At 44.1% G+C, this 21,645-nt stretch carries 24 protein-coding genes and 2 other annotated features; all 24 genes read left to right on the top strand.

All coding sequences use genetic code 11. From position 1 onward, the window contains the following. Positions 1-93 precede the first annotated feature (93 nt). The 24 genes from HFA01_RS17125 to HFA01_RS17010 all read left to right on the top strand — a co-directional run bounded on the left by HFA01_RS17125 (position 94) and on the right by HFA01_RS17010 (position 21,518). Positions 94-786: an MgtC/SapB family protein gene (locus tag HFA01_RS17125; protein ID WP_146818517.1), complete on the top strand. Its 693-nt coding sequence runs from the start codon at positions 94-96 to the stop codon at positions 784-786. A 166-nt stretch (positions 787-952) separates the two neighbouring features. Next, positions 953-1,417, top strand: a complete 465-nt coding sequence (locus HFA01_RS17120) for a CtsR family transcriptional regulator (protein WP_089654461.1) — start codon at positions 953-955, stop codon at positions 1,415-1,417. Between the two features lie 20 nt (positions 1,418-1,437). Then, on the top strand, positions 1,438-1,986 hold the full coding sequence (mcsA, locus tag HFA01_RS17115) for a protein-arginine kinase activator protein McsA (RefSeq protein ID WP_146818515.1): 549 nt from the start codon (positions 1,438-1,440) through the stop codon (positions 1,984-1,986). Continuing rightward, positions 1,986-3,056: a protein-arginine kinase McsB gene (gene mcsB, locus HFA01_RS17110; RefSeq protein ID WP_146818513.1), complete on the top strand. Its 1,071-nt coding sequence runs from the start codon at positions 1,986-1,988 to the stop codon at positions 3,054-3,056. Before mcsA ends, mcsB begins: the two co-directional genes overlap by 1 nt. Before the next feature lie 18 nt (positions 3,057-3,074). After that, positions 3,075-5,534: an ATP-dependent protease ATP-binding subunit ClpC gene (clpC, locus tag HFA01_RS17105; protein WP_146818511.1), complete on the top strand. Its 2,460-nt coding sequence runs from the start codon at positions 3,075-3,077 to the stop codon at positions 5,532-5,534. 255 nt (positions 5,535-5,789) lie between these two features. Beyond that, positions 5,790-7,169, top strand: coding sequence for a DNA repair protein RadA (gene radA / locus HFA01_RS17100; RefSeq protein WP_146818509.1), 1,380 nt, complete (start codon positions 5,790-5,792; stop codon positions 7,167-7,169). Next, positions 7,170-8,243, top strand: a complete 1,074-nt coding sequence (disA, locus tag HFA01_RS17095) for a DNA integrity scanning diadenylate cyclase DisA (RefSeq protein WP_146818507.1) — start codon at positions 7,170-7,172, stop codon at positions 8,241-8,243. A 154-nt stretch (positions 8,244-8,397) separates the two neighbouring features. Next, complete coding sequence (locus HFA01_RS17090) at positions 8,398-9,492, top strand: PIN/TRAM domain-containing protein (protein ID WP_146818505.1); 1,095 nt, start codon at positions 8,398-8,400, stop codon at positions 9,490-9,492. 98 nt (positions 9,493-9,590) lie between these two features. Then, positions 9,591-10,781 carry a bifunctional 2-C-methyl-D-erythritol 4-phosphate cytidylyltransferase/2-C-methyl-D-erythritol 2,4-cyclodiphosphate synthase gene (locus HFA01_RS17085; protein WP_146818503.1) on the top strand — a complete coding sequence of 397 codons (1,191 nt, stop codon included), beginning with the start codon at positions 9,591-9,593 and terminating at the stop codon, positions 10,779-10,781. A gap of 57 nt (positions 10,782-10,838) precedes the next feature. Beyond that, entirely contained in the window at positions 10,839-12,308 is a 1,470-nt protein-coding gene (gene gltX / locus HFA01_RS17080) for a glutamate--tRNA ligase (protein ID WP_146818501.1), read from the top strand. 44 nt (positions 12,309-12,352) lie between these two features. Next, positions 12,353-12,572 (top strand) — a binding site (T-box leader). A gap of 77 nt (positions 12,573-12,649) precedes the next feature. Then, positions 12,650-13,306: a serine O-acetyltransferase gene (gene cysE / locus HFA01_RS17075; RefSeq protein ID WP_146818519.1), complete on the top strand. Its 657-nt coding sequence runs from the start codon at positions 12,650-12,652 to the stop codon at positions 13,304-13,306. Beyond that, entirely contained in the window at positions 13,296-14,696 is a 1,401-nt protein-coding gene (cysS, locus tag HFA01_RS17070; protein ID WP_146818499.1) for a cysteine--tRNA ligase, read from the top strand. Before cysE ends, cysS begins: the two co-directional genes overlap by 11 nt. Before the next feature lie 4 nt (positions 14,697-14,700). After that, on the top strand, positions 14,701-15,105 hold the full coding sequence (locus HFA01_RS17065; protein WP_146818497.1) for a Mini-ribonuclease 3: 405 nt from the start codon (positions 14,701-14,703) through the stop codon (positions 15,103-15,105). Then, positions 15,105-15,848, top strand: coding sequence for a 23S rRNA (guanosine(2251)-2'-O)-methyltransferase RlmB (rlmB, locus tag HFA01_RS17060; protein ID WP_146818495.1), 744 nt, complete (start codon positions 15,105-15,107; stop codon positions 15,846-15,848). The genes HFA01_RS17065 and rlmB overlap by 1 nt, the downstream gene beginning before the upstream one ends. Before the next feature lie 3 nt (positions 15,849-15,851). Continuing rightward, positions 15,852-16,361 (top strand): NYN domain-containing protein, encoded by a 510-nt coding sequence (locus HFA01_RS17055; protein WP_146818493.1) that lies wholly within the window; start codon positions 15,852-15,854, stop codon positions 16,359-16,361. An 81-nt stretch (positions 16,362-16,442) separates the two neighbouring features. Continuing rightward, entirely contained in the window at positions 16,443-17,099 is a 657-nt protein-coding gene (sigH, locus tag HFA01_RS17050; RefSeq protein WP_146818491.1) for an RNA polymerase sporulation sigma factor SigH, read from the top strand. Between the two features lie 79 nt (positions 17,100-17,178). Further along, positions 17,179-17,328 carry a 50S ribosomal protein L33 gene (gene rpmG, locus HFA01_RS17045; RefSeq protein WP_074736204.1) on the top strand — a complete coding sequence of 50 codons (150 nt, stop codon included), beginning with the start codon at positions 17,179-17,181 and terminating at the stop codon, positions 17,326-17,328. 40 nt (positions 17,329-17,368) lie between these two features. Then, the gene (secE, locus tag HFA01_RS17040; RefSeq protein ID WP_146818489.1) at positions 17,369-17,545 is read left to right on the top strand and encodes a preprotein translocase subunit SecE; all 177 of its coding nucleotides are present in this window, start codon (positions 17,369-17,371) and stop codon (positions 17,543-17,545) included. Positions 17,546-17,674: 129 nt separating this feature from the next. Then, positions 17,675-18,211: a transcription termination/antitermination protein NusG gene (gene nusG, locus HFA01_RS17035; RefSeq protein ID WP_146818487.1), complete on the top strand. Its 537-nt coding sequence runs from the start codon at positions 17,675-17,677 to the stop codon at positions 18,209-18,211. Positions 18,212-18,364: 153 nt separating this feature from the next. Beyond that, positions 18,365-18,790, top strand: a complete 426-nt coding sequence (gene rplK, locus HFA01_RS17030; protein WP_035511717.1) for a 50S ribosomal protein L11 — start codon at positions 18,365-18,367, stop codon at positions 18,788-18,790. 117 nt (positions 18,791-18,907) lie between these two features. Then, on the top strand, positions 18,908-19,603 hold the full coding sequence (rplA, locus tag HFA01_RS17025; RefSeq protein WP_146818485.1) for a 50S ribosomal protein L1: 696 nt from the start codon (positions 18,908-18,910) through the stop codon (positions 19,601-19,603). A gap of 51 nt (positions 19,604-19,654) precedes the next feature. Continuing rightward, positions 19,655-19,801 (top strand) — a sequence feature (ribosomal protein L10 leader region). 42 nt (positions 19,802-19,843) lie between these two features. Beyond that, entirely contained in the window at positions 19,844-20,344 is a 501-nt protein-coding gene (rplJ, locus tag HFA01_RS17020; protein ID WP_089654444.1) for a 50S ribosomal protein L10, read from the top strand. 50 nt (positions 20,345-20,394) lie between these two features. Further along, positions 20,395-20,760 (top strand): 50S ribosomal protein L7/L12, encoded by a 366-nt coding sequence (gene rplL, locus HFA01_RS17015; protein ID WP_089654443.1) that lies wholly within the window; start codon positions 20,395-20,397, stop codon positions 20,758-20,760. Positions 20,761-20,843: 83 nt separating this feature from the next. Further along, positions 20,844-21,518 (top strand): class I SAM-dependent methyltransferase, encoded by a 675-nt coding sequence (locus HFA01_RS17010; protein ID WP_371860347.1) that lies wholly within the window; start codon positions 20,844-20,846, stop codon positions 21,516-21,518. Positions 21,519-21,645: the final 127 nt, after the last annotated feature.

Genomic DNA, 21,645 nt, shown 5'->3' with positions numbered 1-21,645 from the left:
CCGCCACGTCATTTGAAAAACCAGAAGATCATTCTTCTGGTTTTTTTCTATATCAACTTCCTTAAACATAGACATATAGAGAGGAGGGATAGATTGAACTGGTCATATTTTTTTCATGATGACATTCTTTTGTTTATCTTCCGGTTATTTTTTGCACTTATTCTTTCAGGGTTGATTGGATTTGAAAGGGAAGTGAAAAATCATTCGGCCGGCTTCCGGACTCATATCCTTGTGGGTGTCGGGGCTTGTATGATGATGCTCCTTTCTTTGTATGGATTTGAAACGTTCATTGATCAATATGAACATGTCCGTTTCGACCCAGCTCGTATCCCATCCTATGTCATTAGTGGCATTGGGTTTTTAGGCGCAGGAACAATTATCGTCAATGGAATGACGATCAGAGGATTAACAACAGCTGCGTCCATATGGACGGTGGCTGGGATAGGTCTTGTCGTTGGTGCAGGAATGTATGATGTGGCGACGGTCACAACAATCTTTGTCCTTATGAGCTTAGTGTTCCTTAATAAGATAGAAAAGGAAAAGTTTAATGGGAATCGGAAGAACATTTATCAAGTGACGATTGCTAAGGATGCCCCGGTCAATAAAGTATTAACTGTATTTGAACAAATGAACTTGGAAGTCAGGAAGATAGATATTGTTGCTTTGGATCAGAGTCAAAAAAAGGTTGTCGTTGAACTGAATAAAGGACAAAGGTATAATCGATCTCTTCTTTTAGAGCGTCTGTCTTTGATGGATGGTGTAGAAGAATGTGGACATCAGTATTAAAGGGCTGCACAGTTGATTCTGTGCAGTTTTTTTGTTTTATTTCATGGGGAAAAGGGGAAACATAGAAGATGTAATTCTTCTAAACAAACAAGTTGCATGACAAAAGAAAATGAGTATAATAAAATTAAAGTCAAAGATAGTCAAAGTCAAAAGAGGGGGAGGGAGCATGCGGAATATCTCTGATGTTATTGAAGAATATCTCAAGGAGATCTTAGATGAAAATCGGCACCAGGCGATTGAAATCAAGCGCAGTGAACTTGCCGAGAAATTTGATTGTGTACCTTCTCAGATCAATTATGTGATTAAGACGCGTTTTACTGTGGAAAAAGGATATATAGTGGAAAGTAAACGAGGAGGCGGCGGATATATTCGTATCAGCCGAATCCAACACCGCAAGGGATCAGAGATGATAGAAGAGGTAATGGAGCTTATCAATCCCCATGTATCCCAATCGAAAGCCATCGATGTGCTTGAACGGTTGGTAGACTATGAGATCATCACTGATCGGGAAAGCAAACTGATGGCAAGTGTCATCGATCGCGACGTTCTTGCTTTTTCTTTACCTCTTCGTGATGAAGTGCGTGCGAGAATCATGACTGCCATGCTATTCACCCTTAAATATAAATGTTGAGTGAGAAGGGAGAGATTCAGATGGAGTGTCAGAAATGTCATCAGCGTCCTGCTACCGTCCATTTGACGCAGGTAATTAATGGTCAGAAATCAGAAGTCCATGTATGTGAAAAATGTGCGAAGGAAAATGGGTACATGAATTACGGGGAAGAGAACTTCACCTTGAATGATCTCCTTTCAGGTCTGTTCCATTCGGAAGGGCCCTCTCCTTTAAAAGGGCAGAGCGCTCACTCATACACTCAAAAGCCAAAACTGAAATGTCACAATTGTGGGCTCAGCTATGAGGAGTTTGCAAGGATCGGGAAGTTTGGATGTGCAGAATGCTATAAAACGTTTGATGAACGTCTGAACCCCATTTTGCGCCGTGTCCACAGTGGGAACACCAGGCATGATGGCAAAATTCCGAAACGTGAAGGTGGCAACTTGCACCTGAAGAAAGAGATGGAAGAATATAAAACTAATCTTCGACAATTAATTGAGCAGGAAGAATTCGAAGAGGCAGCGAAAGTTAGAGATAAGATCAGATCTTTAGAAAGTCAACTTCATCATAGGGAGGATGGTGATGAGTAATGTCTTTACAGCAATTTATGAATGAAGCCATTAGTCCATGGATGAAACAAGAGGGTCCGGACAGCGATATTGTACTCAGTAGCCGTATACGACTTGCTCGTAACTTTTCGCACCATCCTTTTCCTATTATTGCTTCTGAAGAGACTTTGAATAAAGTTTTGGAATTTTTCCATCAAGAGTTTCAAAAGAAGTCTTTTAGGGATTATAAAGATTTTGAACTGGTCCAAATGAAAGATTTGCAGCCGATTGAAAAGAGAGTATTGGTAGAAAAGCATTTGATCAGTCCACACTTGGCTGAAAAAGCGGAAAAGTCGGCCTCTCTCATTTCACAAAATGAACAAGTATCAATCATGATTAATGAAGAGGATCACATTCGCATACAGTTATATTTCCCTGGCTTTCAGCTGGATCAGGCACTGGAACAAGCTAGTCAGTTGGATGATTGGCTGGAAGAAAAAGTGGATTATGCATTTGATGAGAAAAGGGGTTATTTGACTGCATGTCCGACTAATGTGGGTACGGGAATGAGAGCTTCTGTCATGATGCATTTACCCGCCCTATCCATGACGAACCAAATCAACCGGATGACACCGGCCATTAACCAGCTGGGGCTTGTGGTGAGAGGCATTTACGGGGAAGGCAGTGAAGCTTTAGGGAATATTTATCAGATATCCAATCAGATTACCCTTGGTAAATCAGAAGAGGATATTGTTGAAGATCTCCATAGTGTTGTCAAGCAGCTGATTGAGCAGGAGAGAAAAGCAAGAGAAGCATTGATGACCCGTTCGAGTATTCAATTGGAAGACCGTATCTTTCGCTCCTATGGTGTATTGACCAATAGTCGAATCATAGAATCTAAGGAGGCGGCTAAATGCCTTTCTGATCTGAGATTGGGCATCGATCTAGGATTCATCGATCATATCCCGCGTACGATCTTAAATGAATTGATGGTTCTTACACAGCCCGGATTTTTGCAACAATATGCTAAGACTCCTTTATCCCCTGATGAAAGGGATGTAAGAAGAGCATCTTTAATTCGAGAACGACTTCAATTAGAGAATGAAGAATAATGTTAGGAGGGAATGTCCATGATGTTTGGGCGATTTACAGAAAGAGCACAAAAAGTATTGGCGCTGGCACAGGAAGAAGCTGTTCGATTAGGTCACAATAACATTGGCACAGAGCACATCCTTTTAGGCTTAGTCAGCGAAGGGGAAGGCATTGCTGCCAAAGCTCTGACTGCATTAGGTCTTGAGTCTTCAAAAATACAACAAGAAGTAGAAAAATTGATCGGTAAGGGAGAGAAAGTGTCCCAAACGATTCACTATACGCCTCGTGCGAAAAAAGTCATTGAGCTTTCCATGGATGAAGCTCGTAAACTGGGACACTCTTATGTGGGAACAGAACATATTCTTCTAGGATTAATTCGTGAAGGAGAAGGCGTAGCTGCCCGAGTGCTGAATAACCTGGGTGTAAGCTTGAATAAAGCCCGCCAGCAAGTTTTACAACTCCTTGGTAACAATGAGTCCACAGGTGGTCAAAACCGTCGTGGTGGCGGATCAGGTGCTCAGGCTGCGAATGCGAATACACCGACCCTCGATTCCCTTGCCCGTGACCTTACAGCGATTGCGAAAGAGGGTAACATTGATCCTGTCATCGGTCGAAGTAAAGAAATCGAGCGTGTCATTCAAGTATTGAGCCGTCGTACGAAAAATAACCCGGTTCTTGTCGGTGAGCCTGGTGTTGGTAAAACAGCCATCGCCGAAGGTTTGGCTCAGCAGATCATGAATAATGAAGTTCCGGAAATCCTTCGCGATAAGCGCGTAATGACCCTTGATATGGGTACTGTCGTTGCGGGTACCAAGTATCGCGGTGAATTTGAAGACCGTTTGAAAAAAGTGATGGAAGAGATCCGCCAGGCGGGGAACATCATCCTGTTCATTGACGAGCTTCACACATTGATCGGTGCTGGTGGCGCAGAGGGTGCCATTGATGCATCCAATATTCTTAAGCCGTCTCTTGCCCGTGGTGAATTGCAATGTATCGGTGCGACAACGCTTGATGAGTACCGTAAATATATTGAAAAGGATGCGGCACTTGAGCGCAGGTTCCAGCCTATTCAAGTGGATGAGCCGAACCTTGATGAATCCATCCAAATTTTGCAGGGTCTTCGCGACCGTTATGAAGCGCACCACCGTGTAACGATTACAGACGATTCCATCGAATCTGCGGTTCGTTTCTCTGATCGTTACATCACAGACCGCTTCTTACCGGATAAAGCGATTGACTTGATTGATGAGGCTGCATCCAAAGTTCGTCTTCGCTCCTACACAGCTCCACCAAACTTGAAAGAGTTAGAGCAGAAACTTGAGGAAGTGCGAAAAGAGAAGGATGCCGCTGTCCAAAGTCAGGAATTTGAAAAGGCTGCTTCCTTAAGAGATAGTGAACAGCGCTTGAGAGATGAGTTGGAACAAACGAAAGATGAGTGGAAAGAAAAACAAGGCCAGGAAGACTCCGAAGTTACAGTCGAAGACATTGCTTCTGTCGTGTCCACATGGACAGGAGTGCCTGTATCCAAGATGACGAAAGATGAGAGCGAACGCCTCCTTCATCTTGAAGATACGCTTCACAACCGTGTGATCGGTCAGGAAGAAGCGGTCAAAGCAATTTCCAAAGCGATTCGCCGCGCTCGTGCTGGACTTAAAGATCCGAAACGTCCAATCGGTTCCTTCATCTTCCTTGGACCAACAGGTGTGGGTAAAACAGAGCTTGCCCGTGCGTTAGCGGAAAGCATGTTCGGCGAAGAAGATGCAATGATTCGGATCGACATGTCCGAGTACATGGAAAAACACAGCACGTCCCGCCTTGTCGGTTCACCTCCAGGTTACGTCGGTTATGATGAAGGTGGACAATTGACAGAGAAAGTACGTAACAAGCCATACTCTGTCGTCCTGCTTGATGAAATTGAAAAAGCGCACCCGGAAGTATTCAACATTTTACTCCAGGTTCTTGAAGATGGTCGTCTGACCGATTCCAAAGGACGCGTTGTTGACTTCCGTAACACAGTGTTGATCATGACCTCCAACGTAGGAGCTCAAGAATTGAAGCAGAACAAATATGTTGGCTTCTCCATGGGTGATACGGACCAGGACTACAAAGACATGAAGTCTAAAGTTACGGATGCGTTGAAGAAAGCGTTCCGTCCAGAATTCCTGAACCGTATCGATGAAACGATTGTGTTCCACTCCCTGGAGAGAAAACACATGAAAGATATCGTAACCTTGATGGTAGAAGAACTGCGTAAACGTCTGAAAGAGCAAGAAATCGACTTCGTCTTGTCTGATGCCGCTATTCAGCATATTGCAGAATCAGGGTTTGATCCTGAATACGGAGCACGTCCATTGCGCCGCTCTATTCAGAAGAATGTTGAAGACCTGCTCTCAGAAGAACTCTTGAAAGAGAATATTGCCAAAGGGCAAAGTGTGAAAATTGATCTTGATGATGATAAGAACTTTGTCGTCCACACACAGCAAGAGTCTACAAATTAAATAGATTCTTAAAGTAAGGCTAGACTCACGGGTGATTGAATGAACACGAAGAAAGGGCTGCTCCCCTTCTTCTATTTCAAAGAAATCCATCATAAAGTGAACAGAGCCTAAGAAAAATCGGAAGGGTTTGCCTTCCGATTTTTTTCATCTTCCGCTATGATTTTACTATGAATGATTTAATACAATTGATAAGGTTGTGAAACGCATTCACAATCTTTTACGTATACAATAATAAGAATAAGGAGCGAGATAATCTTGGCAAAAAGGAAGACGAAGTTTGTTTGCCAGGAATGTGGGTATGAGACACCTAAATGGATGGGGAAATGCCCAGGGTGTAATCAATGGAACACGCTGGTCGAAGAAATGACGGCTGCTCCGGCGAATTCCAGACATGTGTTTCAGACAAGCTCCACTTCCGCAACAACGAAACCAGAAAAAATCACTCAAATTAAGTCTCAAAAAGAACCGCGTATGCCAACGGATATGCCCGAGTTCAACCGGGTTTTAGGTGGAGGAATCGTAGCGGGGTCTTTAGTTTTGATCGGCGGAGATCCGGGGATCGGTAAATCCACTCTTTTACTCCAAGTCTCTGCGCAGATCGCGAAAAAAGACTTTCCTGTCCTCTACATATCCGGTGAGGAATCATCGAGACAAACGAAGCTTCGAGCGGAACGTTTGGATATAACATCTGATGAACTCTATGTTTTATCAGAAACGAATTTACAGGATGTCATCAATCAAATCGAAAACATTGAACCAAAGTTTGTGGTCATAGACTCAATTCAGACGATTTTCAAAGAAGATGTCACCTCTGCTCCAGGAAGCGTTTCTCAAGTTCGTGAGTGTACAAGTCATTTGATGAGAATCGCTAAAAGCAAAGGTATTCCTATTTTTATCGTGGGGCATGTTACTAAAGAAGGTTCGATTGCTGGCCCACGCCTGCTTGAACACATGGTTGATGCGGTCCTTTATTTTGAAGGAGAGCGGCATCACACATTTAGAATTTTAAGAAGTGTGAAGAACCGTTTCGGAAGCACTCATGAAATGGGGATCTTCGAAATGAAGGAAAAAGGTTTGGAGGAGGTTCTAAACCCTTCCGAGATTTTTCTTGAGGAACGCTCGCAAGGGGCTGCAGGTTCGATTGTCGTGGCTTCCATGGAAGGGACAAGACCCGTCCTTGTAGAAATCCAGGCTCTGATCTCACCTACGGCCTATGGCAACCCGAGACGCATGGCCACAGGCCTTGATAACAGCCGTGTGCCACTTTTAATGGCGGTCTTGGAGAAGAGAGCGGGACTTCTTCTTCAGAACCAGGATGCCTATGTGAAAGTCGCTGGTGGGGTGAAGCTGGATGAGCCGGCGATTGACTTAGCCGTTGCGATCAGCATTGCCTCAAGTTTCCGGGATCAGTCTTCAAACGGAGACGATGTCGTCGTTGGGGAGGTTGGCTTGACGGGTGAAATACGAAGAGTGGCCAGAATTGAACAAAGAGTCCAGGAAGCAGCGAAGTTAGGCTTCAAAAGGGTCATCATTCCGAAGAAGAACATGGATGGCTGGACGCCTCCTTCTCAAATCGAAGTGATCGGTGTCAGTACCGTTCAGGAGGCGATGAAGGTTACACTGGGGGATTCATAAATGGAATGGCATGAAATCAAAGAAAATGGAATTGGAGAAATTCTTCAGCTGGTGGCCCCTGGCACACCTCTGAGAGATGGAATTGATAACGTCCTCCGTGCAAAAACAGGAGGATTGATTGTGCTTGGATACGGGGATCATATGCGGGACCTGGTAGATGGTGGTTTTCATATCCAGTCTGATTTCACTCCCGCCCATCTTTACGAACTGGCGAAAATGGATGGGGCGTTAATTTTGAATGATGAAGGGACGCGGATTCTTTATGCCAATGCGCAATTGATGCCGGACCCGGATATCCTATCCACGGAAACGGGGATGAGGCACCGGACGGCAGAGCGTGTGGCTAAACAAACAGGCGCTCTTGTCATCGCTATATCTCAACGCCGAAACGTGATCACCCTGTATAAAGGGTCGCTGCGTTACTCACTGAAAGATATTGGTGTCATTTTGACGAAGGCGAATCAAGCGATTCAGACGCTGGAAAAGTATAAAAATGTGCTCGATCAAAGCGTGACAAACCTCGGTGCGATGGAGTTTGAAAACATGGTATCCTTTTCTGAAGTCGTACAGGTCGTCCACCGGGTTGAAATGGTCCTTCGGACGAAGACGGAGATTTTAAACTATGTGAATGAGCTTGGTACAGAGGGCCGTTTGATTCAGTTGCAATTAACGGAATTAGTTTCAAATATTGAAGATGAAGCAACGTTGCTCCTGCGCGATTACAGTAAGCGTCCTGATTATGAACCCTATTATATACTGAGAAAAATGCAGGAAATTACCAATACAGAACTTCTTTCCGATGAGCAGGTACTGAAACTTATGGGGTATTCACCGAATACGAAGTTGACGGATCCAATCGTTCCAAGAGGATACCGGATTTTAAGCAGGATTCCCAGGCTTCCCGTTCTCATCATTGAACATTTGGTTGAAAGATTTGGTACGTTGGAAGAGCTGATTCAGGCTTCTCCAAAAGAGCTTGTAGAAGTTGATGGTGTCGGAGAGATCCGTGCGATGAAAATTAGAGATGGCCTTGACCGCATACAAGAACAGTTGTTCGTAGATCGTCATATATAAGAATATTGACTTATTTGTGAACAATGTGATATGATAATTTGTTTACTCATTGACTTAATTTGGAAGTTGTGCTAAGTTAAAAACCATCATTCCTTTTTTATATGGTTAATGGTTGTTAGGTTTGGTCATACTGTGTTTGAGGAGGTGAATACAAGTGCTTAAACGTATCGTACAGTTGTTTATTGTCATAACCGGTGGAACGATCGGTTACCTCTATTTTCCAGAGCTATTTACAACCATGGGTCTGACTTGGCAGAATTGGATTCAGTCTGTCCTAGGGGCCGTACTAGGAGCACTTATATTATTTTTATTTACTTTTTGGATTGTGGATTATATTGTCGATTTTTTAAGGTGGGTCGAGGATACCCTCGTCCGGGCACCGGTAGCAGATTTGCTGTTCGGAAGTCTCGGTTTGATTGTTGGGCTGATCATCGCCTACTTGATCAATATCCCTGTACAAGATATCCAGATTCAAGTGGTTAACCAGGTTGTTCCGATCTTTTTAACATTCTTATTAGGTTACTTTGGTTTTCAGGTCGGTTTTAAGCGTAAGGATGAATTCTTGAACTTGGTTTCAAAGAAAGATAAGAAGCTGGACGAGGAACTTCAGGAAGGTGCTGCTGTGGATCCTGATCTGATTCCGAAACGGAAAATTTTGGATACAAGTGTGATTATTGATGGCCGTATTGCGGACATATGTGACACACATTTCCTTGAAGGAACCATTGTGATTCCGCAATTCGTATTGGAAGAATTGCAACACATCGCCGATTCATCTGATGGTTTGAAAAGAAATCGTGGTCGTCGTGGACTGGATGTCTTGAACCGTCTTCAAAAAGATCTTCCGGTGAATGTTGAAATTTACGAAGGGGACTTTGAAGATATTCAGGAAGTAGACAGTAAGCTTGTGAAGCTTGCAAAAGTGATGGACGGAATTGTCGTAACGAACGATTTCAACTTGAACAAAGTCTGTGAGTTTCAAAATGTCCAAGTCTTGAACATTAATGATCTTGCGAATGCTGTCAAGCCGGTCGTGCTCCCTGGAGAAGAGATGACGATTCAAGTGATCAAAGATGGGAAAGAACAAAATCAAGGGGTCGCTTACTTGGATGACGGCACGATGATCGTGGTCGAAGAAGGGAAAGACTTTATCGGAAAGACGATTGAAGTCGTAGTCACCAGCGTGCTGCAGACATCGGCTGGCCGTATGATCTTTGCAAAGCCGAAATCACTTGAAAAAGCCTTATAAAAACGGTATAAACAAATAGAGAATGACAAAAGTGATAACATGCGTGTTATCGCTTTTGTTGTTTTATGAACGTCTAAACAAACGTAGGATGGATACGCATGAGAAAATATACAGCCATTATACTTGCGGCAGGCCAGGGCAAACGGATGCTCGCTGGCCGCAATAAACAGTTCTTAAAAATTGGGGACCAGCCGTTGATCTGTCATACTCTTTCCGTCTTTGATCAAGATGAGTGGTGTGAAGAGTTGATCCTAGTAACCAATGAACGCGAACGGTCACAGATGGAAGAACTTCTAAAAGAATATCCGCTCCGTCACCCGGTTCATCTCGTCGATGGTGGAGCAGAACGGCAGGATAGTGTATTTGCAGGGCTCCAGGCCGTTTGGAACAGAGAGCTTCCTGTGTTTATTCATGACGGGGCGCGCCCGTTCGTACCTCAAGAGCTATTACACGAACTGTCTGTGACAGCATACGAAAAAGAGGCCGCTCTTCTTGCCGTACCTGTGACGGATACCATTAAGCAGAAGTCAGTTCATGGTTTGAACACACTGGATAGAAGTACGCTATGGGCAGCTCAGACGCCTCAAGCCTTCTCTTATGATTTGATTTATAAAGCGCATGAACAAGCGAGGAAAAGCAGATACTATGGCACAGATGATGCTTCCCTCGTGGAGCGGTTGGACAAAGAAGTGGCTATCGTAAAGGGAAGCTATGACAATATCAAGCTTACGACTCCGGAGGATTTACATAAAGCCCAAGCTTACTTGAGTAATCAAACAAAAGGAAAGGTGGAGAATGGCCCTATGTTTCGTGTCGGCCAAGGATTTGATGTACACCAGTTGACGGAAGGACGTCCATGTATTATTGGAGGTATTGAAATCCCACATGAGAAAGGCCTGCTCGGCCATTCAGACGCAGATGTTCTGCTTCACACCATTGCAGATGCCTGTCTTGGGGCAATAGGCGAAGGAGACATCGGTAAACATTTTCCAGACACGGATCCTGCATTTAAAGATGCAGACTCCGGAAAATTGCTTCAGCACGTGTGGGATATCGTCACAGAACATGGGTATGAACTTGGAAATATGGATTGTACGGTCATTGCCCAAGCCCCTAAAATGGCTCCTTATATTGAGCAAATCCGTGAAAATATCGCTTCCCTCCTTAGAGTGGAACCGGGACGGATCAACGTGAAAGCAACAACTACAGAAAAACTCGGTTTTACGGGACGGAAAGAAGGCATTGCTGCACAGGCAGTCGTCCTTTTGCAAAATAATCAGCATTCCTAAACAAAAAATGATAAAATAAGTCAAGGATATAGACCGGAATAGGAAAGGAGAACAATTATGTCTAACGAAGTACGGGTGCGTTATGCACCAAGTCCAACAGGGCACCTTCACATTGGTAATGCAAGGACGGCTCTATTCAACTACCTTTATGCGAAAAATGCAGGTGGAAAGGTAATCATTCGTATTGAGGATACGGATGAAAAGCGAAACGTCGAGGGTGGAGAAAAGAGCCAGCTCGACTACTTGAAGTGGTTGGGAATCGAATGGGACGAGAGTTCAGAAAAAGGGGGCGAATATGGTCCCTACCGTCAGATGGAACGTTTGAATATTTATAAGAAATATGTCGATGAACTGATGGAACGCGGGCTTGCTTACAAATGCTATATGACATCAGAAGAGCTTGAAGCTGAACGTGAAGCACAAATGGCACGAGGGGAAGCGCCGAAATACTCTGGTGCGCACCGCGACCTTACAGAGGAACAAATCGCAGCATTTGAAGCGGAGGGCCGTAAGCCTAGTATTCGTATCCGCGTCCCTGAAAATCATACGTACACGTTCAATGATATCGTCCGTGGTGACATTACTTTTGAATCCAGCGATTTTGGTGATTGGGTCATCGTTAAGCAGAACGGAACACCAACGTATAATTTCGCTGTTGCAATTGATGATTACTTAATGAAAATTACACACGTCCTTCGTGGGGAAGAGCATATTTCCAATACACCGAAACAAATGATGGTGTATGAAGCTTTCGATTGGGAACCTCCGAAGTTCGGTCATATGACTTTGATTCTAAACGAAGAACGCAAAAAACTGAGTAAGCGTGATCAGCACATTCTTCAGTTTATTGAACAATATAAAAACCTTGGATATCTTCCAGAAGCTCTCTTCAACTTCATCACTTTACTAGGCTGGTCACCCGTCGGGGAAGAAGAAATTTTCACTCAGGACAAGCTTGTTGAAATCTTTGATGCAGATCGACTTTCTACTTCACCAGCGGTTTTCGATCCAGCGAAACTGAAATGGATGAACAACCAGTACATCAAAGCGTCTGATTTGGACCGCGTTGTCGATCTTGCCCTTCCTCACTTAGTTGAGGCTGGACGTTTGTCTCAAGATATGAACGAGGAAGATCGTAAGTGGGCGCGTGAACTGATCAGCCTTTATCAGGAACAACTGAGCTATGGAGCGGAAATCGTTGAGCTCACTGATTTGTTCTTCAAACAGGAAATTCAGTATGATGAAGCTGCGATGGAAGTCCTTGAAGGGGAACAAGTACCGGAAGTATTGGAAACGTTCAAGAAGAACCTTCATGAGCTGGAAGAGTTCACACCTGAAAACATCAAAAAGCAAATCAAAGCGGTTCAGAAAGAGACTGGCCATAAAGGGAAGAAGTTGTTTATGCCTGTCCGTGTAGCGACCACAGGTCAAACCCATGGTCCTGAACTTCCAAATGCGATTCACTTGCTTGGACTAGAAACGGTAACCGTCCGTCTGAATGATGTATTAAGCAAGTTGCAAGCTTAATTCGTTCACAAGTGGGAAAGAATATCATATAGTAGAGTTACCTATACGAAACGTTGATGAGGAGAAGTAAAAGGTTCCTCTCTTCTACAGAGAGAATCACCACGGCTGGAAGTGATTCGTAGAGAAGCCTTTGAAATGCACCTCGGAGTCTTCAGCTGAACGAAGTACGCTGAAGCGGGCACCTTCCGTTATCAAGGGTGAAGCGGGGAAAGGCGGATTAGCCGTTCCCAAACAGAGTGGAACCACGTTCGACGCGTCTCTGTGCCATTGGCACAGAGACGCGTTTTTTATTTTTATGGGAACGCTTCTGTTTCAGTACAAGGAGGGGAGCAAGTATGGGGCTGTTCAAAATGTTTAAAGAAGATGTCGATGTGGTGTTCGATCAAGATCCTGCTGCTCGTTCTTATATTGAAGTGATTCTGACTTATTCAGGACTACATGCGATATGGGCACATCGGGTGGCCCATGCTTGTCACAAACGGAAGTTTTTCTTCCTGGCCCGGCTCATTTCTCAGTGGAGCCGCTTCCTGACAGGCATTGAAATCCATCCCGGAGCCAAAATCGGACGTCGCTTCTTCATCGACCATGGCATGGGTGTTGTCATTGGGGAAACGTGTGAGATTGGAGATAACGTAACGATTTTTCAAGGGGTAACGCTTGGAGGGACAGGGAAAGAAAAAGGAAAGAGACACCCGACTCTTCTTGACAACTCATTAGTGGCTACGGGAGCAAAGGTACTGGGGTCGATCACGATTGGGGAAAACTCTAAAGTGGGGGCTGGTTCTGTTGTACTCCACGATGTTCCGAACAACTCGACCGTGGTCGGCATCCCTGGTCACGTCGTCATTCAAGATGGAAAGAAAGTTCAGAAGAAGGACCTGGACCATCATAAACTTCCAGACCCTGTGTACGACCGGCTGAACGAGATTGAGAAGGAAATGGCGGAACTGCGTAAACAATTGGAGGAAACCAAAGGAGTGAACCAACATGGCAATTAACATATACAACACACTGACAAGAAAAAAAGAACCATTCCAACCGCTCGAAGAAGGAAAAGTGAAAATGTACGTTTGCGGACCGACGGTTTACAACTACATTCATATCGGGAATGCAAGGCCGGCGATCGTATTCGATACAGTGAGAAGGTACTTTGAATACAGAGGTTACGATGTGCACTATGTGCTCAACTTTACAGATGTTGATGATAAATTGATTAAAGCAGCGAATGAAATGGGTGAAGGAGTTACAGATATCGCCGATCGTTTCATTACCGCTTACAAAGAGGACGTTGGTGCACTAGGCGTCAAAGAAGCAGTAGATCATCCACGTGTGACTGAAAACATGGATGAGATTATCAGCTTTATCCAGGGGTTAATCGATAAAGGGTTCGCTTATGAAGCGGGAGGAGACGTGTATTTCCGTACCCGTTCCTTCGATCAATACGGAAAGCTTTCCCATCAATCCATTGATGAGTTAAGATCTGGTTCCCGCATTGAAGTTGGGGATAAAAAAGAAGATCCGCTTGACTTCACCCTTTGGAAAGATGCAAAGGCAGGCGAAATTACTTGGGATAGTCCTTGGGGAAGCGGCCGCCCGGGCTGGCATATCGAGTGCTCAGCGATGGCGAAGAAATACCTTGGTGAAACAATTGATATTCACGCAGGCGGGCAGGATTTAACGTTCCCGCACCACGAAAATGAGATTGCACAATCTGAAGCACATAACGGGGAATCTTTTGCCCGTTACTGGATGCATAACGGGTACATTAATATTGATAATGAAAAAATGTCGAAGTCTCTCGGAAACTTCATCCTTGCCCATGATCTTGTGAAAAAGCATGATCCTCAAGTGATCCGCTTTTTCATGCTGAGTGTGCAATATCGTCATCCGATCAACTTCAGTGATGAGTTGTTGAAAGGGGCGAAAAGCAGCTTTGACCGCATTAAGAATGCGTATGAGAACATCCAGCACCGGAAGAATTCAACGATGAGTTTGGAGGAGGATCAAAGCGAGTGGCTCGATAAAGTCGCTGGTTTTAAAGAGCAATTCATTAAGGAAATGGATGATGACTTTAACACAGCGAATGCGATTTCCGTCTTGTTCGATTTAACTAAAGCTGCGAACCTTTATTTGCAAGAGGACCAGACTCATGAAAAGGTCTTAACGGCTTTTGAAGAGTTGTTGGAAGAATTGACCGGGGTCCTCGGCATTCCGCTTCAGGCGCAGGAAGAGTTGCTTGATGAGGAAGTGGATGCTCTGATCGAAGAGCGTAAGCAAGCTAGAAAGAACCGTGATTTCGCGCGTGCCGATGAAATTCGTGATGAGTTGAAAGATCGCAACATCATCCTTGAAGATACCTCTCAGGGCACGAGATGGAAGCGGGGGTAAAGTTATGACGATCGCCAATGCGAAACAGATGAAGAGTCTTGCCCTCGCCTATATGGGCGACTCTGTTTATGAACTTTACGTCAGGCAGCATCTGCTTGAAAAAGGAGAGGTTATGCCTCAACACCTTCATCAGACAGCGATCCAGTTCGTGTCGGCTGTGTCTCAGGCGGATGTTGTCCGTGTATGGCAGGAAGAAGGAAAGCTCACGGAAGAAGAGGAAGGTGTGCTTAGAAGGGGGCGGAACGCAAAATCAGGATCCGTCCCTAAGAACACCAACGTGCAGACCTATCGTTACTCGACCGCATTCGAAGCGGTATTGGGGTATTTATATTTATCCGGACAAACGGAGCGGCTGGAAACATTGATACAACATGCCATTCAAATTGTTGAAGAAAGGAGTGAAGCGTAATGAATGGAGAATGGATTATCGGAAAGAATTCAGTTCAGGAAGCCATTCGGTCAGGCAGACCGATCAATAAAGTGATGGTATCGGATCAGCTGCAGCACCAGGCATATAAAAAGCTTGAACAGCTGGCCAAAGAACAGGGACTCATTGTCCAAAAAGTTCCGAAGAAGAAAATAGATCAGCTTGTTGATGGAAACCACCAGGGGGTCATAGCTTCTGTAGCTGCGTATGAATACAGTGATTTGGAAGATTTATTTGCGAAAGCGGAAGAAAAGGACGAGCCTCCATTTTTCATTATTTGTGATGAAATTGAAGACCCTCATAATCTCGGTTCCATTCTACGGACGGCAGACGCGGCAGGAGCACATGGGGTCATCATTCCGAAGAGGCGTTCGGTGTCTTTAACGGCAACTGTTGCGAAAACGTCAACAGGTGCGATCGAATATATTCCGGTTGCTCGAGTAACGAACCTTGCCCGCACGATTGATGAGTTGAAAGAAAGGTTTGTCTGGGTCGTCGGAACTGATGCTGTAGGCACGGAGGATTACCGCGAGCTTGACGGGAACATGCCAATTGCCCTCGTCATTGGAAGTGAAGGCCGCGGCATGAGCCGATTAACGAAAGATAAATGCGATTGGACCGTCAGCCTGCCGATGGCTGGAGAAGTGACTTCCTTGAATGCGTCCGTAGCGGCTTCTCTTTTGATGTACGAAGTCTATAGGAAGCGTCATCCGTTAGGGGAGTAAGGCATGAACGTCTTAATCGTCGATGGATATAACATGATTGGCGCTTGGCCGGAATTGAAAAGTTTAAAGGAAAAAGATCTCGGGCAGGCCCGGGATCTCCTTATAGAAATGATGGCGGAGTATCAATCTTATACCGGGGACCGGATCATGATTGTTTTTGATGCTTATCATGTCCGGGGGGTTGAAAAAAAACAAAAAAATTACAAAGTAGAAGTCATCTTTACAAAAGAAAATGAAACCGCTGATGAACGAATTGAAAAGCTGGCTGGAGAATTGAATGATGTTCGTACTCAAGTTTATGTAGCGACGTCAGATTATGCGGAACAACGCACCATTTTCGGGCAGGGAGCCTTCAGGAAGTCAGCAAGAGAGCTGTATATTGAAGTGAAGAATATTGAAAACCAAATAGAGAAAGATGTCGAAAGCCAGAATCAATATCCTTATCAATCTAAGATTCCCATCAATAAAGAGGTGAGGGAACTCTTTGAGAAATGGCGGCGAGGAGATAAATAATTCTGACAACTTGTTGACGCTTTTCAGAATCGTACTGTATAATATTGCTATATTGAGGTAGCACGGTCGGAGGGATCCTGTGTGAGCATCTTACAAACGGAGAAAAGCATCAACGATTTGGATCTTAGCAAGCTTGATGACGAAGAAGTCGTTGAACGAATCAATCAAGGACAAGTCCAGGCGCTGGATTACTTGATCAATAAGTACAAGAATTTTGTGCGCGCGAAAGCTCGGACTTACTTTCTAATTGGCGCAGATCGGGAGGATATCGTCCAGGAAGGGATGATCGGTCTTTACAAAGCCATCCGCGATTACAGAGAAGGCAAACTATCTTCCTTCAAAGCCTTTGCAGAGTTATGTGTCACCCGTCAAATTATCACCGCAATTAAAACCGCCACAAGACAGAAGCATATCCCATTGAATTCCTACGTCTCTTTGGACAAGCCTATTTATGATGAGGAATCAGATCGGACATTACTGGATGTCATCGCTGGTTCAAAAGCTATCGACCCACAAGAATTGATTGTTAATAAAGAAAAGTTCTCTGATATGGAAGAGAAAATGTCGGAGTTATTAAGTGACTTAGAGAAAAAAGTGCTGACCCTCTACTTGGACGGACGTTCCTACCAGGAGATTTCGGTCGAGCTTGATCGACACGTGAAATCTATTGATAACGCTTTACAACGTGTGAAGAGAAAGCTCGAAAAATACTTGGAAATCAACGAAATCACTCTATAAGAGCTGCATTGACAGTAATCGGTAAGAGTGCTACATTTAGTGAGTATGTGTAAACCTCTCTAGATTGAGGTGACGGATAATGAGAAAAAAAGTCATTTTAGCTTGTACAGAATGTTTAAGTCGGAATTATAGTTCATATATAAATCGATCCAACCAATCCGAACGTCTTGAAGTCCGCAAGTTTTGTAAAAAGTGCGGAACGCATACTTTACATCGCGAGACGAAATAGAGAAGGAAGCCAGTTGGCGCAAGTTTGGGGGTATTACAGCATGTTTAAGTTCTTCAAGAATGTAGCACGAGAGATGAAAAAGGTGAGCTGGCCTAAAGGTCAGGAACTGTATAAGTACACGGTTACGGTTATATTAACTGTCGCTTTCGTAGCTGTATTCTTCGCTATTGTAGATCTTGGGATTTCCCAGGTGCTTGAACTCATTGCTCAAGAATAGTAGAGTGGATTTTATGCTATAATAGGAGATAGACTTACAAAAAACCCGTCCAGCGGGTTTTTTCATGTTGGAGTAATATTCATCAACTCTAGTATAAGGGAGGGAAGGGCAAGCACTTGTCCTGCGAATATGGAAAAAAGATGGTATGTAGTGCACACCTATTCAGGATATGAGAACAAGGTAAAAACAAACCTGGAAAAGCGTGTGGAATCAATGGGAATGGAAGACAAGATCTTCCGTGTTCTTGTTCCCGAGGACGAAGAAGCAGAAATTAAAAATGGCAAAAGGAAAGTAGCCAAGAAAAAGGTGTTCCCTGGGTATGTATTGGCTGAAATGGTCATGACAGACGATTCCTGGTACGTAGTACGTAATACACCAGGTGTGACTGGTTTCGTAGGATCCACCGGTTCTGGATCCAAGCCGATCCCTCTCCTGCCTGAAGAAGTAGAAACGGTTCTTAAGCGCATGGGTATGAACGAACAGCCTAAAGCGGAGGTTGACTTCGAGGTGAAGGAAAGTGTTAAAGTGACAGACGGACCTTTCGCTAACTTCACAGGATCCATTGAATATATTGATACGGACAAACAAAAAGTGAAAGTCCACGTCAATATGTTCGGGCGTGAAACCCCGGTAGAGTTAGACTTTACCCAAATCGAAAAATTATAAAATTCATCTCTCCCCTTGCATATTAGAAATAAAGATGCTAGAATTTTTATGTTCTATATGCGCCCCAAAAAGAGGGCGATTGCGTAGATATCGCAATGAGTGGGAGGGGTTGAACCCTATTACCACATCACGGACTTTAAGGAGGTGTGTCTCGTGGCTAAAAAAGTTATTAATGTTGTAAAGCTTCAGATTCCTGCAGGTAAAGCGAACCCAGCACCGCCAGTTGGACCAGCACTAGGTCAAGCAGGTATTAACATCATGGGATTCTGTAAGGAATTTAACGCTCGTACACAGGAACAAGCAGGTACGATCATTCCAGTAGAAATTACGGTTTATGAGGACCGTTCCTTTACATTCGTTACAAAAACTCCACCAGCTGCTGTTCTTCTTAAGAAAGCGGCAGGAGTTGAGTCAGGTTCCGGTGAACCGAACCGTAACAAAGTAGCTTCTGTTAAACGCGACCAAGTACGCGAAATCGCAGAAACGAAAATGCCTGATTTGAACGCTGCTGACGTTGAAGCTGCTATGCGCATGGTTGAAGGTACAGCGCGCAGCATGGGAATCACGATCGAAGATTAATCCCGTAGCGTCACATGGAGATAGGAAAAGGTTGCGGAAATGGAGCATGTGACTCTTTCGCAACCTTTATTCGTGGGAGGAAAATCCGTTAAAACCACAACGAGGAGGAAATTAATAATGGCTAAGAAATCAAAAAAGCAACAAGAGCTAGCAAAACTTGTTGACCGTACAAAAGCTTACGATGTGCAAGAAGCCATCAAGCTTGTAAAAGAAACTTCAAAAGCGAACTTTGACGAAACTGTCGAAGCAGCATTCCGTCTAGGTGTAGATCCTAAGAAAGCGGACCAACAGATCCGTGGCGCGATGGTGCTTCCGCACGGTACAGGTAAATCTCAGCGTGTGCTTGTTTTCGCTAAAGGTGATAAAGCGAAAGAAGCAGAAGCAGCAGGTGCTGACTACGTAGGTGAACAAGACCTAATCAACAAGATCAACCAAGGTTGGTTCGATTTTGATGTCGTAGTAGCAACTCCTGACATGATGGCTGAAGTTGGTAAGCTAGGTCGAGTACTAGGACCAAAAGGTCTTATGCCGAACCCTAAAACAGGTACAGTGACATTCGAAGTAGAAAAAGCTGTTAACGAAATCAAAGCTGGTAAAGTAGAATACCGCGTTGATAAAGCAGCAAACATCCACGTTCCAATCGGAAAAGCTTCTTTCGATGAGAACAAGCTGGCTGAAAACTTCGCAGCAATCACTGAAACACTTGTTAAAGCGAAGCCTCAAGCATCTAAGGGAACTTATATGCGTAACGCTGCTGTTTCATCTACGATGGGGCCTGGAATCAAAGTAGACGTTTCTGGTTACACGAAGTAATAAAAAAGTGTTGACTTTCCGTTATCTACGATATATACTAGGTAGCGTTGTATAAATAAATACGTTATACCGTAGACAGCAGGTGCGGCTTTCCGCTTAAAGTCCTGCCGAGGTGTGTGATATAAATAGAGCAGCGCGGTCTGCCCTGCTCTATGAAACACCTCCATGTCTATGTGGGGGTGTTCTTTTATGAGTAAAACCTTCGAACGGTATGATGAAAAGTCAATAGGAGGTGGAACAATGAGCAGTGTTATCGAACAGAAGAAACAGATTGTATCTGACTTGGCTGACAAGTTCCGCAACAGTAAATCTGCAGTCGTTGTAGACTACCGCGGACTTGATGTAGCAGAAGTTACTGAACTTCGTACCCAGCTTCGTGAAGCAGGCGTAGATTTCAAAGTGTACAAAAACACAATGGTCCGTCGTGCTGCTGACGAAGTCGAACTATCTGAACTTAACGAAGTCCTTCAAGGACCGACAGCTGTCGCTTTCCATGAAGACGATGCTGTAGCTGCGGCTAAAGTATTGAACAACTTCGCTAAAGATCACGATAGCCTTGAGATCAAAGGTGGGGTAGTTGAAGGACAAGTTGCAACTCTTGAGCAAATCAAAGAACTTGCAAACCTTCCAAACTACGAAGGTCTTGTATCTATGTTCCTAAGCGTACTACAAGCACCTATCCGCAACTTCGCTTACGCTACAAAAGCGATCGCGGATCAAAAAGAAGAAGAAAGCGCGTAAGTTAGCGTTCGTTTAAACTATAACAACAAAAACTAAGGAGGAAATTTCTCATGTCTAACGAACAAATTATCGAAGCGATTAAGGAAATGTCTGTTCTTGAGCTTAACGACCTAGTTAAAGCAATTGAAGAAGAATTTGGTGTATCTGCTGCAGCTCCAGTTGCTGCTGGCGCGCCTGCTGCAGGTGGCGAAGCTGCTGAAGAGCAAACTGAATTTGATGTAGTACTAGAATCTGCTGGATCTTCTAAGATCAAAGTAGTTAAAGCAGTACGTGAAATCACTGGTGCTGGTCTTAAAGACGCGAAAGAAATGGTTGATGGTGCTCCAGCAACAATTAAAGAAGCTATCTCTAAAGAAGAAGCTGAAGAAATCAAGTCTAAGCTTGAAGAAGCAGGCGCTTCTGTCGAAGTTAAGTAAGAGAATGTTTAAAGTAAAGCTCGCTGATTTATCGGCGGGCTTTCTTTTTCTTAACAGGCAAATTTAGCAAGTGTGCTCATGATTTGCTAGACTTGCTGGAATCAGGAATAAACCTTTCCATTTCAATAGATGAAAAAGAAGGTGTTCGGATTATGTCGGAGCATTACTATTCAAAGAAAACAACGACGGGCAGTGAAGAAAAGACGTGGCACTTTGAGTTGCTCGGTCATGTCTTCACATTTACGACGGATCATGCTGTCTTTTCTAAAAAAGAAGTGGATTTCGGATCGCGCTTGTTGATCGAAACCTTTCAAGAACCAGATGTTCATGGTGACATTCTTGACCTTGGGTGTGGGTATGGGCCGATTGGTTTGTCTCTAGCTAAAGCTTACGCAGGCCGCCACGTATTCATGGTCGACGTCAATGAGAGAGCTCTTGGGCTTGCGGAAAAGAATGCCGCTCGCAATGAAGTTGTGAACGTCACGATTCAAGAAAGTGATCGTTTGCAAGGGTTAGAAGATCAGAGGTTTGCTGCTATCCTAACAAACCCGCCTATCCGTGCCGGAAAACAAGTCGTCCACAAGATGTTTGAAGAAGCGAAGGAAGCTCTACTTGCTGAAGGAGAGTTGTGGGTCGTGATTCAAAAGAAACAGGGGGCGCCTTCTGCAAAGAAGAAACTTGAAGAATTGTTCGGAAATGCAGAGGTCATGGTAAAGCAAAAGGGGTATTACATCCTTAAAGCTAAAAAGTTTGACTAGCCCTACTAGTTGTGCTAGTATTGAAAAATGCCAATATATCTGAAGTCTGTCAAGTCTTTTTTTACAAATATGTATAAAAAGTTGATAGATGGTCAGAATGGTAAAATCGAACACTGAAAGTAAATGA

Origin of the sequence: Halobacillus faecis, assembly GCF_007991335.1 — a bacterium.
GTDB lineage: Bacteria > Bacillota > Bacilli > Bacillales > Halobacillaceae > Halobacillus > Halobacillus faecis.
The sequence above is the reverse complement of the archived record's forward strand: the minus strand, read 5'-3'. Positions and strand labels throughout refer to the sequence as shown.